Below are 15,585 nucleotides of genomic sequence, written 5' to 3' on the forward strand. Positions count from 1 at the left end.
TCGCTCCCACAGTGGGTTGAGTGAGTCTGATAGATCACATGTGAGCAGATGTGGCTTTTATCTTTCGGCGGTATCCAGCAAACCGTGTGATAGAGAGGCATCAGTTTCGGCGGGAAGTATGAGTTTGCCCTTCATGGCGTCGATCTGTTCTACACGCGTCTTCTTCAAGGTGATTTTGCCTTGGCGTTCTTTGGCTATCGCATCAAGGCCATCCATCAACTCTGAAAAAATATCCCGCTTCATGGTTCGTGGACCTCCACTTGATAGGTGATCCTCAAATTTAACCGCAATTTCCTTGTGCAGAATGTCAGCCATTGCTCGCCGCTTTGCAGGCAAATTCCTAAAAAGGGGAGAGCGTTGTAAGTCAAAAAATCGCAGCCTTCGGCAGCTCCTACAGACCGCCCACCATCCCAATGTAGGAGCTGCCGAAGGCTGCGATCTTTTGACGTTAAATCCCACAAAAACAAAAACGGCACCCGAAGGTGCCGTTTTCATTTCTAGCCAGCCAAGCAATCAGCCCGCCAGACCCGCCTGCTGAACCAGGGTCAGCAATGGTTGCGGGTACACACCCAGGAAGAACGCGACCAGGGCGATGGCCAGCAGCATCACGCCGCCTGCCTTCTGTTCCCAGTGCAGCTGGGCGTCGTGGCGACGCAGGTTTGGCTCGATCAGGTACAGGGTGACCATCACGCGCAGGTAGTAGAACACGCCGATGGCGCTGCCCAGTACCAGCGAACCCACCAACCACCACTGATGCGATTCAACACCGGTAGCGATGATGTAGAACTTGCCGATGAAGCCAGCGGTCAGCGGGATACCGGCCAGGGACAGCATCATCACGGTGAGGACGGCGGTCAGGTACGGACGGCGCCAGAACAGGCCGCGGTACTCGTACAGCGCGTCGGCGTCACGGCCGTTGTACGGCGAGGACATCAGGGTGATCACCCCGAACGCGCCGAGGCTGGTGATGACGTAGGTGACCAGGTACACGCCGATGGCTTCCACCGCCAGACCCTTGCTCGCCACCAGTGCAATCAGCAGGTAGCCGAAGTGCGCGATGGACGAGTAACCGAGCAGACGCTTGAGGTTGCTCTGGGTCAGGGCCAGCAGGTTACCGAACAGGATCGAGGCGATGGCAATGACGGTCAGCACGTCGCTCAGTACGCCACTGCTGGCAGCAGGGGAGATCTGGAACAGACGCACCATCACCGCAAACACCGCAACCTTCGAAGCGGTCGCGAGGAACGCGGCCACCGGTGCCGGAGCACCTTCGTAAACGTCCGGCGTCCACAAGTGGAACGGTACCAGCGACAGCTTGAACGCCAGACCGATCAGCATCATGCCCAGGCCCAGTTGTGCCAGCGAGCTAGGCATGCCAGTCGCGGCCAGCGCCTGACCGATGCCAACGAAGCTCAGCGAACCCGAGTCGGCGTACAGCAGCGCCATACCGAACAACAGGAACGCGGAACCGGCGGCCGACAGCACCATGTACTTGATGCCGGCTTCCAGCGAACGCTTGTTGAAGAAGGCGTAAGCCACCAGACCGTAAACCGGTACCGAGAGCAGTTCCAGACCGATGAACAAGCCGGCCAGGTGCTGCGCGCTGACCAGAACCAGACCACCGGCGGCGGCCATCAGGATCAGCAGGTACAGTTCTTCACGGTTGCCCGGGTAACCCGAACCGCCATCGCCCAGATAGGCGTGGGCGAGGGTGACGCAAGCGAGGGTGGCGACCAGAATCAGCGCCATGTACAGGCAAGCGAAGGTGTCGATTTGCAGCAATGGAGTCACGGCCAGAGGCGCGACTTTCAGGGCTGGCAGGATCGACAGCAAGGCCAGGTTCAGACCCGCCACTGAGATCAGGAAGGTCTGCGAGTGGTTGCGGCGCCAGGCGATTGCCAGCATCACCACGATAATGGTGAGGCTGGTGATCAACAGTGGCGCAAGCGCAATAAAGTGTTGAATCGTGAATTCCATAGCGCTCTTACCGGGCCGAAGCGAGTTGAGTGAAGGCGGTGCCGAGCCACTGCTGTACGCCATGCATCGTGGCGGCAGAAGTGTCGAGGAACGGTTGCGGGTAGACGCCGAGGTAAATCAGCAGCACCGCAAGGCCCAGCACCATGATCAGTTCGCGACCGTCCATGCCGTGCAGTACCGCGTCCGATTTCGACGGACCGAAGTAGGCACGGTGGATCATGATCAGCGAGTAGACCGAACCGAACACCAGACCGGAGGTGGCAATCGCGGTGACCCATGGCGCGCTGGCGAAGGAACCGATCAGGATCAGGAACTCGCCGACAAAGTTACCGGTACCCGGCAAGCCCAGCGACGCGGCGGCGAAGAACAGGCTGATGGCTGGCAGGTAAGCGATACGCGACCACAGACCGCCCATCTCACGCATGTCACGAGTGTGCAGGCGCTCGTACAACTGACCGCTGAGGATAAACAGTGCCGCCGCCGACAGACCGTGCGCCAGCATCTGGATCACCGCGCCTTGCAGCGCCAGTTGGCTGCCGGAGTAGATGCCGATCAACACGAAGCCCATGTGGGAAACGGAAGAGAAGGCGATCAGACGCTTGATGTCGGTTTGTGCGAAAGCGAGGAACGCACCGTAGAAGATCCCGATCAGACCGAGGGTCATGGCGATCGGCGCGAATTCGGCCGAGGCATTCGGGAACAGCGGCAGGGCGAAACGCAGCAGACCGTAGGCAGCGGTTTTCAGCAGGATACCGGCGAGGTCGACGGAACCTGCAGTCGGCGCCTGGGCGTGGGCATCCGGCAGCCAGGAGTGGAACGGTACGACGGGCAGCTTGACCGCGAAGGCGATGAAGAAACCGAGCATCAGGATGTACTCGGTGGTCATCGACATCTTGGTTTTCAACAGGTCGGCGTAGTTGAAAGTAATCACGCCAGTGTTGTTGAAGTTGACCAGCACCAGACCGAGGATCGCCACCAGCATGATCAGGCCGGAAGCCTGAGTGAAGATGAAGAACTTGGTCGCTGCGTAGATGCGGGTTTTCTTGCCGTCCGAAGAACTGTGACCCCAGAGCGCGATGAGGAAGTACATCGGCACCAGCATCATTTCCCAGAAGAAGAAGAACATGAACAGGTCGAGGGCGAGGAACACGCCGACCACGCCGCCCAGGATCCACATCAGGTTCAGGTGGAAGAAGCCAACGTGACGTTGAATCTCTTTCCACGAGCAGAGTACCGAGAGGATACCCAGCAGGCCGGTCAGCAGGATCATCAACAGCGACAGGCCGTCGAGGGCCAGGTGCACGTTGATGCCGAAGCGCTGGATCCAGACATGCTTGAACTCAAGCGCCCAGGTCGGATCGGCGCCGGGCGCCGGAGCAAATGAATAGTCACCGTGGGCCCACAGCCAGAGGCCGAGGGCGAGTTCCAGGGTCATGGTCAACAGCGCAATCCAGCGGGGGAGGGTAGCGCCGAAGCGCTCACCCATCCAGCACAGCAGGCCGCCGATGAAGGGGATCAGGATTAGCCAAGGCAGAATCATGACGGGCTCGTTTCCTTTCGCAAATTCGCAAGGTTCATATCAGACCGCTACCAGCACGATGGCGCCAATCACCAGCACGGCACCAGCAGCCATCGAAGCAGCGTACCAACGCAGTTGACCGGTCTCGGTGCGGCTCAGGGCAGTGTGACCACCCTTGGCCATACGCGGGATCAGACCGATGGTCTGGTCGAGCGGGTCTTTGCGCAGTACGTGGCTGATCGCCAGGTAAGGCTTGACGAACAGTTTGTCGTAGATCCAGTCGAAGCCCCAGGCAGCGAACCACCAGGCCGAAAGGAAACGGCCGATGCCGCTGTTGGCGATGGCCGTGACGAAGCGACGCTTGCCGAGGAACAGCAGCGCTGCCAGCAGGATACCGGCCAGGGCGATGGCGCCCGAAGCGATTTCCAGACTGTGCTTGGCTTCGCCACCGGCATGGCCAACGCTTTCTGGCAGAACGCCGTGCAGCGGCGGCACGATCATGGCACCGACGAAGGTCGACAGCACGATCAGCACCGACAGCGGCAGCCAGTGAGCGATGCCGTGACCGGCGTGGGCTTCAGTCTTGGCTTCACCGTGGAACGTGATGAAGATCAGGCGGAAGGTGTACAGCGAAGTCATGAACGCGCCGACCAGACCTGCGTAAAGCAGACCGTGGTTGCCGCTGGCGAACGCTTCCCAAAGGATTTCGTCCTTGGAGTAGAAGCCTGCGGTGACCAGTGGCAGAGCGGCCAGCGCAGCACCACCGACGATGAAGCTGGCGTAGGCCAGTGGCAGTTTTTTCCACAGACCGCCCATCTTGAAGATGTTCTGCTCGTGGTGGCAGGCAACGATCACCGCACCGGAAGCAAGGAACAGCAGGGCCTTGAAGAAGGCGTGGGTCATCAGGTGGAAAATCGCGCCATCCCATGCACCCACGCCCAGCGCCAGGAACATGTAGCCGATCTGGCTCATGGTCGAGTAGGCGAGGATACGTTTGATGTCGGTCTGTACCAGCGCGGCGAAACCGGCCAGTACCAGGGTCACGCCACCAACGATGCCCACCAGGTGCAGGATTTCCGGCGCCAGGGTGAACAGACCGTGGGTACGAGCGATCAGGTAGACACCGGCGGTCACCATCGTCGCGGCGTGGATCAGTGCCGAAACCGGAGTCGGGCCAGCCATCGCATCCGCGAGCCAGGTTTGCAGCGGCAGTTGTGCCGATTTACCGACCGCGCCACCCAGCAGCATCAGGGTCGCCAGGGTGATCCAGAAGTCGCCGACCTGGAATTTCTGCGGTGCCAGCACCAGCAGTTCCTGGATGTTCAGCGTGCCCACTTGCTGGAACAGGATGAACAGGCCGATGGCCATGAACACGTCGCCGATCCGGGTCACGATGAAGGCCTTGAGTGCGGCGTTACCGTTGTTGCGGTTGCTGTAGTAGAAACCGATCAACAGGTACGAGCACAGGCCCACGCCTTCCCAGCCGAAGTACAGGAACAACAGGTTATCGCCGAGCACCAGGAACAGCATGCTGGCGATAAACAGGTTGGTGTACGAGAAGAAGCGCGAGTAGCCCGCTTCGCCGCGCATGTACCAGGACGCGAACAGGTGGATCAGGAAACCCACACCCACCACCACGCCGAGCATGGTGATCGACAGGCCGTCGACGTACAGGGCGAAGTCAGGCTTGAAGCCTTCCACCGCCATCCACTGCCAAAGTACCAGGGTGTAGTGACCGCCTTCGGGTGGCGCGACGTTGAATTGCCAGATGACGTAGGCGGCGACAATCGCCGACAAGCCAATGGAACCCACGCCGACCAGCGCCGAGAGGTTTTCCGACCAGCGTCCACGGGAGAACGACAGCAGCAGGAAACCGATCAGAGGGAATACGAAAGTCAGAAAGATAAGATTCATCCGCGCATCTCACTGGCAGCGTCGATATCGAGCGTGTGGAAGCGGCGATACAGTTGCAGCAGGATCGCCAGACCAATACTGGCCTCGGCGGCTGCAAGGCTGATCACCAGGATGAACATGATCTGTCCATCCGGCTGCGCCCAGCGGGCGCCCGCCACGATGAAGGCCAGTGCAGAGGCGTTCATCATCACTTCCAGACTCATCAACACGAACAAAATGTTGCGGCGGACCATCAGGCCGACCAGACCAAGGCAGAACAGGATGCCGGCGACGGCCAATCCATGCTCGAGAGGGATAGCAGGCATGTCTTACTCCTTCGCCTCGTTACGGCCCAAATGGAACGCCGTGACGGCTGCGGCGAGCAGCAGCATCGAGGCGAGTTCGACCACCAGCAGATACGGACCGAACAGGCTGATGCCCACGGCTTTCGCGTCTACGGTGGTGTGGCCGATGGCCTGACCGCTCTGGTGAGCGAACAGCACATACAGCAGTTCGGCCAGCAGCAGGGCGGCGAGAATCACCGGTCCTGCCCAGATGCCAGGCTTGAGCCAGGTGCGTTCCTGCTGAACCGAGGCCGGGCCCAGGTTCAGCATCATCACCACGAACACGAACAGCACCATGATGGCGCCGGCGTAGGCGATCACTTCCAGCACGCCGGCGAACGGCGCGCCGAGTGCGAAGAAGGTCATGGCCACGGCGATCAACGAGATGATCAGGTAGAGCAGGGCGTGCACGGGGTTGGTGTTGGTGACCACACGTAGCGTGGACACAACAGCGATACCCGATGCGAAATAGAAAGCGAATTCCATCGTTCTTCCTTAAGGCAGCAAGCTCTTCACGTTGATCGGTTCGGCTTCGTTCTGTGCGGAGCCTTTCGGCTTGCCAGCGATTGCCATACCTGCAACACGATAGAAGTTGTAATCAGGGTTTTTGCCGGGGCCGGAGATCAGCAGATCTTCTTTCTCGTACACCAGGTCCTGACGTTTGAACTCGGCCATCTCGAAATCCGGGGTCAGCTGGATTGCGGTGGTCGGACAGGCTTCCTCGCAGAGACCGCAGAAAATGCAGCGCGAGAAGTTGATACGGAAGAAGTCCGGGTACCAGCGACCGTCTTCGGTTTCAGCTTTCTGCAGCGAGATGCAACCCACCGGGCAAGCCACGGCGCACAGGTTGCAGGCTACGCAACGTTCTTCACCATCGGGGTCACGGGTCAGGACGATGCGACCACGGTAACGTGGCGGCAGGTAGACCGGTTCTTCCGGGTATTGCAGGGTGTCGCGCTTGCGAAAGCCATGGCCGAAGACCATGACCAGGCTGCGCAACTGGGTACCAGTACCCTTAACGATGTCGCCAATATATTTGAACATGGGTCAAATCCTCACTGAACCGCAACCGCAGGTGTGTTCCACAACACAACCGCAGCGGTTATCAGCAAATTGATCAGGGTCAGTGGCAGGCAGAATTTCCAGCTGAAATCCATCACCTGGTCATAACGCGGACGCGGAATGGATGCGCGCAGCAGGATGAACAGCATGATGAAGAACGCGGTCTTCAGTGCGAACCAGACGAAGGACAGTTGCGGCAGGATGCCGAACGGACCGTGCCAGCCACCGAAGAACAGGGTGACCAACAGCGCCGAGATCAGGATGATGCCGATGTATTCACCGACGAAGAACATGCCCCATTTCATACCGGCGTATTCAATGTGGTAACCGTCGGCCAGTTCCTGTTCCGCTTCCGGCTGGTCGAACGGGTGACGGTGAGTCACGGCCACGCCAGCGATGAAGAAGGTACAGAAGCCGAAGAACTGCGGAATGATGAACCACAGGTTCTGCGCCTGGTACTCGACGATGTCACGCATGTTGAACGAGCCGACCTGCACCACGATGCCCATCAGGGCCAGGCCCATGAACACTTCGTAGGACACGGTCTGCGCCGAGGCACGCAAGCTGCCGAGCAGAGCGAACTTGTTGTTACTCGACCAACCGGCGAACAACACCGCGTAGACCGACAGACCGGCCATGGCGAAGAAGAACAGCAGGCCGATGTTCAGATCCGCCACGCCCCAGGTCGGGGTGATCGGGATGATCGCAAAGGCGATCAGCAAGGCCGACATGGCCACCACCGGTGCCAAAGTGAAGATCACTTTGTCGGCAAACGGCGGGGTCCAGTCTTCCTTGAAGAACATCTTCAGCATGTCGGCGGCGATCTGGAACATACCGAACGGGCCAACGCGGTTCGGACCGTAACGGTCCTGCCACCAGCCCAGCAGGCGACGTTCGACAAAGCTGAGCAACGCGCCTGCGACCACAACGGCCAGCAGAATCACGATGGCTTTGATGACCGTCAGGATCACATCGATCACTTCAGGGGTGAACCAGGTCATTGCGCTGCCTCCTGCAGACCGTCGACGGACACGCCGGCGAATGCCGGTGGAATGCCGGCGATGCCCGCAGGCAAGGCCACCAGACCAGCGCCCAGTTCTTCATTGATGCGCAGCGGCAGACGCAGGGTCTGACCGGCGACGTTCAGGCTCAGCAGGGCACCGTCGTTGACGCCCAGACGATCCGCTTCGGATTTCGCCAGAGCCACGTACGGAGCCGGAATGCGCTCTTGCACCGGCGCAGCTTTCGACGAGTTCTCGTCGCTGCCGAACAGGTGGTAGAACGGCACAGCCTGCCAGGTGCCCGGCGCCGGATTGAATGCACGCGGCGCGGCAGCGAACCAGTTCAGCGAATCGCCGGTGCTTTCGATCAGGCGGGTGCCCGGATCGCCAGCGCGCAGGTGACCACCGACTTCGTCCTGGAACTTGTTCCACGCTTGTGGCGAGTTCCAGCCCGGCGACCAGGCGAATGGCACTTGCTGACGCGGTTCAGCCGAACCCGAGTAACCTTCCATGGAGAAGGCGAACGCGGTGTCTTTGTCTTGCGGGGTACGCGGTTCGTGAACGCTGATGTCGGCGCGCATCGCGGTGCGACCGGAATAACGCAGCGGCTCACGCGCCAGTTTCAGACCCTTGATGCGGAATGCGGCCGATGGGGCTGCGTCGACGATGCGCGCCAGTTGCTCGGTGCTCGAAGCCACGGCAGCGGTGACGTGGTCGAGTTGCGTCCAGTCGATCGGCTGGTTCAGCAGAGTCGAACGCAGGGCGTGCAGCCAGCGCCAGCCTTCGTGAACCAGGATGCTCGCGTCCATGTATTGCGGGTCGAAAACCTGGAAGAAGCGCTGGGCGCGACCTTCCTGGCTGACCAGCGTACCGTCGCCTTCCGCGAAGCTCGCCGCTGGCAGAACCAGGTGCGCGCGGTCGGTGGTGGCAGTCTTCTGATGGTCGGCAACGATCACCACTTGCGCGGCGTTCAGGGCCGCATCGACCTTGGCTTTCGAGGTGCGGGTGTACAGGTCGTTTTCCAGCACGACGATGGCGTCGGCTTTACCGTCGATGACGGCTTGCAGCGCAGCATCCACCGACTCGCCACCGAGCATGGCCAGGCCGAGGCTGTTGGCTTCCGGCACGATCAGGCTGATGGAACCGTTCTTCTCGCGCAGCTTCAGGGCCTTGGCGATGTTGGCGGCAGCTTCGATCAAGGCTTTGGAGCCCAGCGAAGTACCGGCGATGATCAGCGGACGTTTGGCCGCGAGCAGGGCATCAGCAATGCGCTTGGCCAGTTCCAGTGCTTCAGCGTCCAGACCTTCAACGGCCGGGGCGCTGGCGTCCAGAGCGTGAGCCACGGCGAAACCGATGCGCGCCAGATCGTCCGGAGCTGCGTGCACGCATTCTTCGGCGATGTCGTCGAGCTTGGTTTCAGCGAGGCTGGCGATGAACAGCGGGTTCAGCGCGTGCTGACCGATGTTCTTCACCGCCGCGTCGAGCCAAGGCTGAACGCGCATGGCTTCGGCCATGTCTTCAGCTTTGCCTTTGACCGACTGACGCAGGGACAGGGCCATACGCGCAGCAGTCTGGGTCAGGTCTTCACCGAGGACGAAGATCGCGTCGTGGTCTTCGATGTCGCGCATGTTCGGCACTGGCAGCGGGCTGTCTTTCAGCACTTGCAGGACCAGACGGATGCGCTCCAGTTCGGAGGCTTCGATACCCGAGTAGAAATGCTCGGCGCCGACCAGTTCGCGCAACGCGTAGTTGCTTTCGAGGCTGGCACGCGGCGAACCGATACCGACGATGTTGCGCCCGCGCAGCAGGTCAGCAGCTTTATCCAGCGCGGCGTCGAGGCCCAGCTTGGTGCCGTCGGCCAGCAGCGGCTGACGTGGGCGGTCGGTGCGGTTGACGTAGCCATAACCGAAACGGCCACGGTCACACAGGAAGTACTGGTTCACCGAACCGTTGAAACGGTTTTCGATGCGACGCAGTTCGCCGTAACGTTCGCCCGGAGAGATGTTGCAGCCGCTCGAGCAGCCATGGCAGATGCTCGGCGAGAACTGCATGTCCCACTTGCGGTTGTAGCGCTCGGAGTGAGTCTTGTCGGTGAACACACCGGTCGGGCAGACCTCGGTGAGGTTGCCGGAGAACTCGCTTTCGAGGGTGCCGTCTTCAACGCGACCGAAGTACACGTTGTCGTGGGCGCCGAACACACCGAGGTCGGTGCCGCCGGCGTAATCCTTGTAGAAACGCACGCAGCGGTAGCAAGCGATGCAGCGGTTCATTTCGTGGGAAATGAACGGGCCCAGTTGCTGGTTCTGGTGAGTGCGTTTGGTGAAGCGATAACGGCGCTCGTTGTGGCCGGTCATCACCGTCATGTCTTGCAGGTGGCAGTGACCGCCTTCTTCGCACACAGGGCAGTCGTGCGGGTGATTGGTCATCAGCCATTCGACAACACTGGCGCGGAACGCCTTGGATTCTTCATCGTCGATGGAGATCCAGGTGTTGTCGGTGGCCGGGGTCATGCAGGACATGACGATGCGACCACGGGTGTCGTTCTCGTCGGTGTACTGCTTGACCGCGCACTGGCGGCAAGCCCCGACGCTACCAAGCGCGGGGTGCCAGCAGAAATAAGGGATGTCGAGGCCCAGCGACAGACATGCCTGTAACAGGTTGTCTGCCCCGTCGACTTCGAGCGCTTTGCCGTCTACGTGGATAGTGGCCATGGTTCAAAGGTCTTCGTTGGCCCGGTGTCAGCGGGCGTGGCTAATGGAATCTTGTTATCCGTCCGAATCCAGTCAGCCCCGAAAGGCGTCATCGGACGAAAGGCGAAGGGCACGGACCCTTCGCCTTTTTAAGCGTTTACGCGCCGATTACGATCGGCCTTGCCAGAGGCGGGACGGCGGCGCTGACTGGCGCGATACCGGCTTCGAACTCTGGACGGAAGTATTTGATGGCACTGCCCAACGGTTCCACGGCACCCGGTGCGTGAGCACAGAAGGTCTTGCCCGGGCCGAGGAAGTTGACCAGACCCAGCAAGGTCTCGATGTCGCCTGGCTGACCACGGCCTTGTTCGATGGCCATCAAGAGCTTGACGCTCCATGGCAAGCCATCGCGGCACGGGGTGCAGAAACCGCACGACTCGCGCGCGAAGAACTGCTCCATGTTGCGCAGCAAGGAGACCATGTTGACGCTGTCGTCCACCGCCATGGCCAGGCCGGTACCCATACGGGTGCCCACTTTGGCGATGCCGCCGGCGTACATTTGTGCGTCGAGGTGTTCTGGCAGGAGGAAACCGGTACCGGCGCCACCTGGCTGCCAGGCCTTGAGTTTGAAACCGTCGCGCATGCCGCCGGCGTAGTCTTCGAACAACTCGCGACCGGTGACGCCGAATGGCAGTTCCCACAGACCCGGGTTTTTCACTTTGCCGGAGAAGCCCATGAGCTTGGTGCCCATGTCTTCGCTGCCTTCGCGGGCCAACGATTTGTACCAGTCAACGCCGTCGGCAATGATCGCCGGCACGTTGCACAGGGTTTCGACGTTGTTCACGCAGGTCGGCTTGCCCCACACGCCAACGGCGGCAGGGAAGGGCGGCTTGGAGCGCGGGTTGGCGCGGCGGCCTTCGAGGGAGTTGATCAGCGCGGTTTCTTCACCGCAGATGTAACGCCCGGCGCCGGTGTGGACGAACAGCTCGAAATCGAAGCCGCTGCCCAGAATGTTTTTACCCAAAAGGCCCGCAGCCTTGGCTTCTTCCACAGCACGGTTGAGGTGCTTGGCGGCGGTGGTGTATTCGCCACGCAGGAAGATGTAGCCACGGTAGGTTTTCAGCGCGCGGGCACTGATCAGCATGCCTTCGATCAGCAGATGGGGCAGTTGCTCCATCAGCATGCGGTCTTTCCAGGTGTTCGGCTCCATTTCATCCGCGTTGCACAGCAGGTAGCGGATGTTGATGGATTCGTCCTTGGGCATCAGGCCCCACTTCACGCCAGTGGGGAAGCCTGCACCGCCGCGACCTTTGAGGCCGGCGTCCTTCACGGTCTGGACGATGGCGTCCTGATCCATGTCGGCGAAGGCTTTGCGCGCAGCAGCGTAACCGTTCTTGGCCTGGTATTCGTCGAGCCACACGGCTTCGCCGTCGTCACGCAGACGCCAGGTCAGCGGGTGAGTCTCGGCCGAACGCTGAATGCGGTTGGCAGGACCGAAAGATGTCAGGGTCATACGTAGCCCTCGAGCAGTTTAGCCACGCCAGCAGGCTGTACGTCGCCAAAGGTGTCGTCGTCGATCATCAGCGCCGGTGCCTTGTCGCAGTTGCCGAGGCAGCAGACAGGCAGCAGGGTGAAACGACCGTCGGCGGTGGTCTGACCCAGGCCGATGCCCAGATTGTTCTGGATTTCGCTGACCACCGACTCGTGGCCACCGATGTAGCAGACCATGCTGTCGCAGACGCGAATGATGTGACGGCCGACCGGCTGACGGAAGATCTGGCTGTAGAACGTCGCCACACCTTCAACGTCGCTGGCCGGGATGCCGAGGATCTCGCCGATCGCGTACAAGGCGCCATCCGGCACCCAGCCGCGTTCTTTCTGAACGATCTTCAGGGCTTCGATCGACGCCGCGCGCGGGTCTTCGTAGTGATGCAACTCGTGCTCGATGGCCGAGCGCTCGGTTTCACTCAGGGTGAAACGGTCTGTCTGGATAAGCGTGCTGTTCATGCTTAGCGGTCCACGTCGGCCATAACGAAGTCGATACTACCCAGGTACGCAATCAAGTCCGCGACCATGCTGCCTTTGATCACCGAAGGGATCTGTTGCAGGTGCGGGAAGCTCGGAGTACGGATCCGGGTACGGTAGCTCATGGTGCCGCCGTCGCTCGTCAGGTAATAACTGTTGATGCCCTTGGTCGCTTCGATCATCTGGAAGGATTCGTTGGCCGGCATGACCGGGCCCCACGAAACTTGCAGGAAGTGCGTGATCAGGGTTTCGATGTGCTGCAGCGTGCGCTCTTTTGGCGGCGGCGTGGTCAGCGGGTGATCCGCCTTGTACGGGCCTTCCGGCATGTTGCGCATGCACTGGTCGATGATCTTGATGCTCTGGCGCATCTCTTCGACGCGAACCATGCAGCGGTCGTAGGCATCGCCGTTGGCGGCCAGCGGTACTTCGAATTCGAAGTTCTCGTAGCCGGAGTACGGACGCGCTTTACGCAGGTCGAAATCGCAACCGGTCGAACGCAGGCCGGCACCGGTGACACCCCATTCCAGGGCTTCTTTGGTGTTGTACTGGGCGACGCCGATGGTACGACCCTTGAGGATGCTGTTCTGCAGGGCAGCCTTGGTGTATTCGTCGAGGCGTTTTGGCAGCCATTCAACGAAGTCTTTCACCAGTTTTTCCCAGCCGCGCGGCAGGTCGTGGGCGACGCCACCGATGCGGTACCAGGCCGGGTGCAGACGGAAACCGGTAATGGCTTCGATCACCGTGTACGCCTTCTGGCGGTCGGTGAAGGTGAAGAACACCGGAGTCATCGCACCAACGTCCTGGATGTAAGTCCCCAGGAACAGCAGGTGGCTGGTGATCCGGAAGAACTCGGCCATCATGATGCGGATAACGTCGACCTTCTCCGGCACCTTGATACCGGCCAGCTTCTCGACCGAGAGCACGTACGGCAGGTTGTTCATCACGCCGCCGAGGTAATCGATACGGTCGGTGTACGGGATGAAACTGTGCCACGACTGACGTTCGGCCATCTTCTCGGCACCACGGTGGTGGTAACCGATGTCCGGCACGCAGTCGACGATCTCTTCACCGTCCAGCTGCAGAATGATGCGGAAGGCACCGTGCGCGGAAGGGTGGTTCGGGCCGAGGTTGAGGAACATGTAGTCCTCGTTGGCACCGGAACGCTTCATGCCCCAGTCTTCAGGACGGAAGCGCGCGGCTTCTTCTTCAAGCTTCTGCTTGGCGAGGTTGAGGCTGAACGGATCGAATTCGGTGGCGCGCGCCGGGAAGTCCTTGCGCAGCGGGTGACCTTCCCAGGTCGGCGGCATCATGATGCGCGACAGGTGCGGGTGGCCTTTGAAGTCGATGCCGTACATGTCCCAGACTTCACGCTCGTACCAGTTGGCGTTCGGCCAGATGCTGGTGACGGTCGGCAAGCTCAGGTCGCTTTCGGACAAGGCGACTTTGATCATCACGTCACTATTACGCTCAAGCGACATGAGGTGATAGAACACGGTGAACTCGGCGTCCGATGGCAGCCCTTGACGCTTGGTGCGCAGACGCTCGTCCACGCCGTGCAGGTCATAGAGCATGACGTACGGCTTGGGCAGGTTGCGCAGGAAAGTCAGGACTTCAACGAGCCTGGCGCGCGCGACCCACAGTACCGGCATGCCGGTGCGGGTCGACTGAGCGGTGAACGCCTCGGCGCCAAAACGGTTGTTCAATTCGACGACCACATCCTGGTCGTCTGCCTTATAAGGCGGGATGTACAGAGCGCTGCCTGTAGTCATGGTTATTTTTTCGCTTTCGGTCAACGTAAAGAATGAAGCCAGCTTCTCGTTTCTTTTGTAAGAACAGATCTGGATCAGACTTCGTCAGGGCTGCGCAGGTTGGTGACTGCGATTCGCTGTTCGCGGCGCTGTTCCTTCTGCGAAGGCATGTCGGCGCGATAAACGCCTTGATCACCAACGACCCAGGAAAGCGGACGACGCTCCTGTCCAATCGATTCCTGCAGCAGCATCAAGCCTTGCAGAAATGCTTCTGGACGGGGTGGGCAGCCAGGTACGTAGACGTCCACGGGCAGGAACTTGTCCACCCCTTGAACCACGGAGTAGATGTCGTACATGCCGCCGGAGTTGGCGCACGAACCCATGGAGATAACCCATTTCGGCTCGAGCATTTGCTCGTAGAGACGCTGGATGATCGGCGCCATCTTGATGAAGCAGGTACCGGCGATAACCATGAAGTCGGCCTGACGCGGCGATGCCCGGATCACTTCGGCGCCAAAGCGCGCGATGTCGTGGGGCGCCGTGAAGGCGGTGGTCATTTCCACGTAGCAGCACGACAGGCCGAAGTTGTACGGCCACAGGGAGTTCTTACGTCCCCAGTTGACCGCGCCACTCAGCACGTCTTCCAGCTTGCCCATGAAAATGTTTTTGTGAACTTGATCTTCTAACGGATCGGAAACGGTTTCCCGTTCGCCAATCGGATATTGCTCGTTAGGAGCATCGGGGTCGATCCTGGTGAGATTGTATTGCATTGCCAAAGCCTCATTGTTTCAGCTTCGCCTGCCGCTTGCGACGAGCTTCCGGAGCCCAGTCAAGGGCGCCCACTCGGAACAGGTAGACAAGACCTGCCAACAGAATTGCTATGAAAACGAGAGCTTCGACGAATCCGGTCCAGCCGCTTTCGCGGACGGACACAGACCATGCAAAGAGAAAGAGGGCTTCGATATCGAAGATCACGAAGAGCATCGCGACCAGATAGAATTTGGCTGAGAGCCGCAAGCGGGCGCCACCGGTAGGTAGCATGCCCGACTCGAACGGTTCGTTTTTGCTGCGGCCCCAGGCTTTTGACCCAAGGAGGCTGGAGACGCCAAGCATGAAGGCACACAGGCCGACGACACCCAGAAGGAAAATGGCAAAGCCCCAGTTGTGGGCCATGAGTCCTGTCGCTTCGGGCATGCTGGTAATCCTTAACAGAGAGCAAAGGTCTCTGAGCTTGATAAAGAAATAGGCAGTGACGATATGTCGCAGCAATCAATCGCGCTGATTTTATGGCTAAACACCCTGCAAGTAAAATTCCTATAGCGAAAT

The 15,585-nt window shown here is 60.2% G+C and carries 13 protein-coding genes and 1 pseudogene; all 14 read right to left on the reverse strand.

Annotated elements, in window-relative coordinates:
* Positions 1–147: 147 nt before the first annotated feature.
* A pseudogene (locus M9827_RS26170) lies at positions 148–243 on the reverse strand (transcriptional regulator); the annotation flags it as partial.
* A gap of 270 nt (positions 244–513) precedes the next feature.
* Positions 514–1,977: an NADH-quinone oxidoreductase subunit NuoN gene (gene nuoN, locus M9827_RS26175; protein WP_250608068.1), complete on the reverse strand. Its 1,464-nt coding sequence runs from the start codon at positions 1,975–1,977 to the stop codon at positions 514–516.
* 7 nt (positions 1,978–1,984) lie between these two features.
* Complete coding sequence (gene nuoM, locus M9827_RS26180; RefSeq protein WP_250608070.1) at positions 1,985–3,517, reverse strand: NADH-quinone oxidoreductase subunit M; 1,533 nt, start codon at positions 3,515–3,517, stop codon at positions 1,985–1,987.
* 39 nt (positions 3,518–3,556) lie between these two features.
* Positions 3,557–5,410: an NADH-quinone oxidoreductase subunit L gene (nuoL, locus tag M9827_RS26185; RefSeq protein WP_250608072.1), complete on the reverse strand. Its 1,854-nt coding sequence runs from the start codon at positions 5,408–5,410 to the stop codon at positions 3,557–3,559.
* A complete protein-coding gene (nuoK, locus tag M9827_RS26190) occupies positions 5,407–5,715 on the reverse strand; it encodes an NADH-quinone oxidoreductase subunit NuoK (RefSeq protein ID WP_003180046.1) in 309 nt (102 codons plus the stop codon). The genes nuoL and nuoK overlap by 4 nt, the downstream gene beginning before the upstream one ends.
* A gap of 3 nt (positions 5,716–5,718) precedes the next feature.
* A complete protein-coding gene (nuoJ, locus tag M9827_RS26195; protein WP_007951462.1) occupies positions 5,719–6,219 on the reverse strand; it encodes an NADH-quinone oxidoreductase subunit J in 501 nt (166 codons plus the stop codon).
* A 9-nt stretch (positions 6,220–6,228) separates the two neighbouring features.
* Positions 6,229–6,777, reverse strand: coding sequence for an NADH-quinone oxidoreductase subunit NuoI (gene nuoI, locus M9827_RS26200; RefSeq protein WP_003223795.1), 549 nt, complete (start codon positions 6,775–6,777; stop codon positions 6,229–6,231).
* 11 nt (positions 6,778–6,788) lie between these two features.
* Positions 6,789–7,796, reverse strand: a complete 1,008-nt coding sequence (gene nuoH / locus M9827_RS26205; protein ID WP_007964859.1) for an NADH-quinone oxidoreductase subunit NuoH — start codon at positions 7,794–7,796, stop codon at positions 6,789–6,791.
* Entirely contained in the window at positions 7,793–10,507 is a 2,715-nt protein-coding gene (gene nuoG, locus M9827_RS26210; RefSeq protein WP_250608074.1) for an NADH-quinone oxidoreductase subunit NuoG, read from the reverse strand. The genes nuoH and nuoG overlap by 4 nt, the downstream gene beginning before the upstream one ends.
* Before the next feature lie 136 nt (positions 10,508–10,643).
* Positions 10,644–11,999 carry an NADH-quinone oxidoreductase subunit NuoF gene (gene nuoF / locus M9827_RS26215; protein WP_007920184.1) on the reverse strand — a complete coding sequence of 452 codons (1,356 nt, stop codon included), beginning with the start codon at positions 11,997–11,999 and terminating at the stop codon, positions 10,644–10,646.
* Complete coding sequence (nuoE, locus tag M9827_RS26220; RefSeq protein ID WP_003223804.1) at positions 11,996–12,493, reverse strand: NADH-quinone oxidoreductase subunit NuoE; 498 nt, start codon at positions 12,491–12,493, stop codon at positions 11,996–11,998. Before nuoE ends, nuoF begins: the two co-directional genes overlap by 4 nt.
* 2 nt (positions 12,494–12,495) lie before the next feature.
* Positions 12,496–14,280 (reverse strand): NADH-quinone oxidoreductase subunit C/D, encoded by a 1,785-nt coding sequence (nuoC, locus tag M9827_RS26225; protein WP_250608076.1) that lies wholly within the window; start codon positions 14,278–14,280, stop codon positions 12,496–12,498.
* Between the two features lie 74 nt (positions 14,281–14,354).
* Positions 14,355–15,029 carry a NuoB/complex I 20 kDa subunit family protein gene (locus M9827_RS26230; RefSeq protein WP_003223809.1) on the reverse strand — a complete coding sequence of 225 codons (675 nt, stop codon included), beginning with the start codon at positions 15,027–15,029 and terminating at the stop codon, positions 14,355–14,357.
* Between the two features lie 10 nt (positions 15,030–15,039).
* The gene (locus M9827_RS26235; RefSeq protein WP_003223812.1) at positions 15,040–15,453 is read right to left on the reverse strand and encodes an NADH-quinone oxidoreductase subunit A; all 414 of its coding nucleotides are present in this window, start codon (positions 15,451–15,453) and stop codon (positions 15,040–15,042) included.
* Between the last annotated feature and the right edge of the window lie 132 nt (positions 15,454–15,585).

Source organism: Pseudomonas sp. AKS31 (assembly GCF_023634765.1).
Classification (GTDB): Bacteria; Pseudomonadota; Gammaproteobacteria; order Pseudomonadales; family Pseudomonadaceae; genus Aquipseudomonas.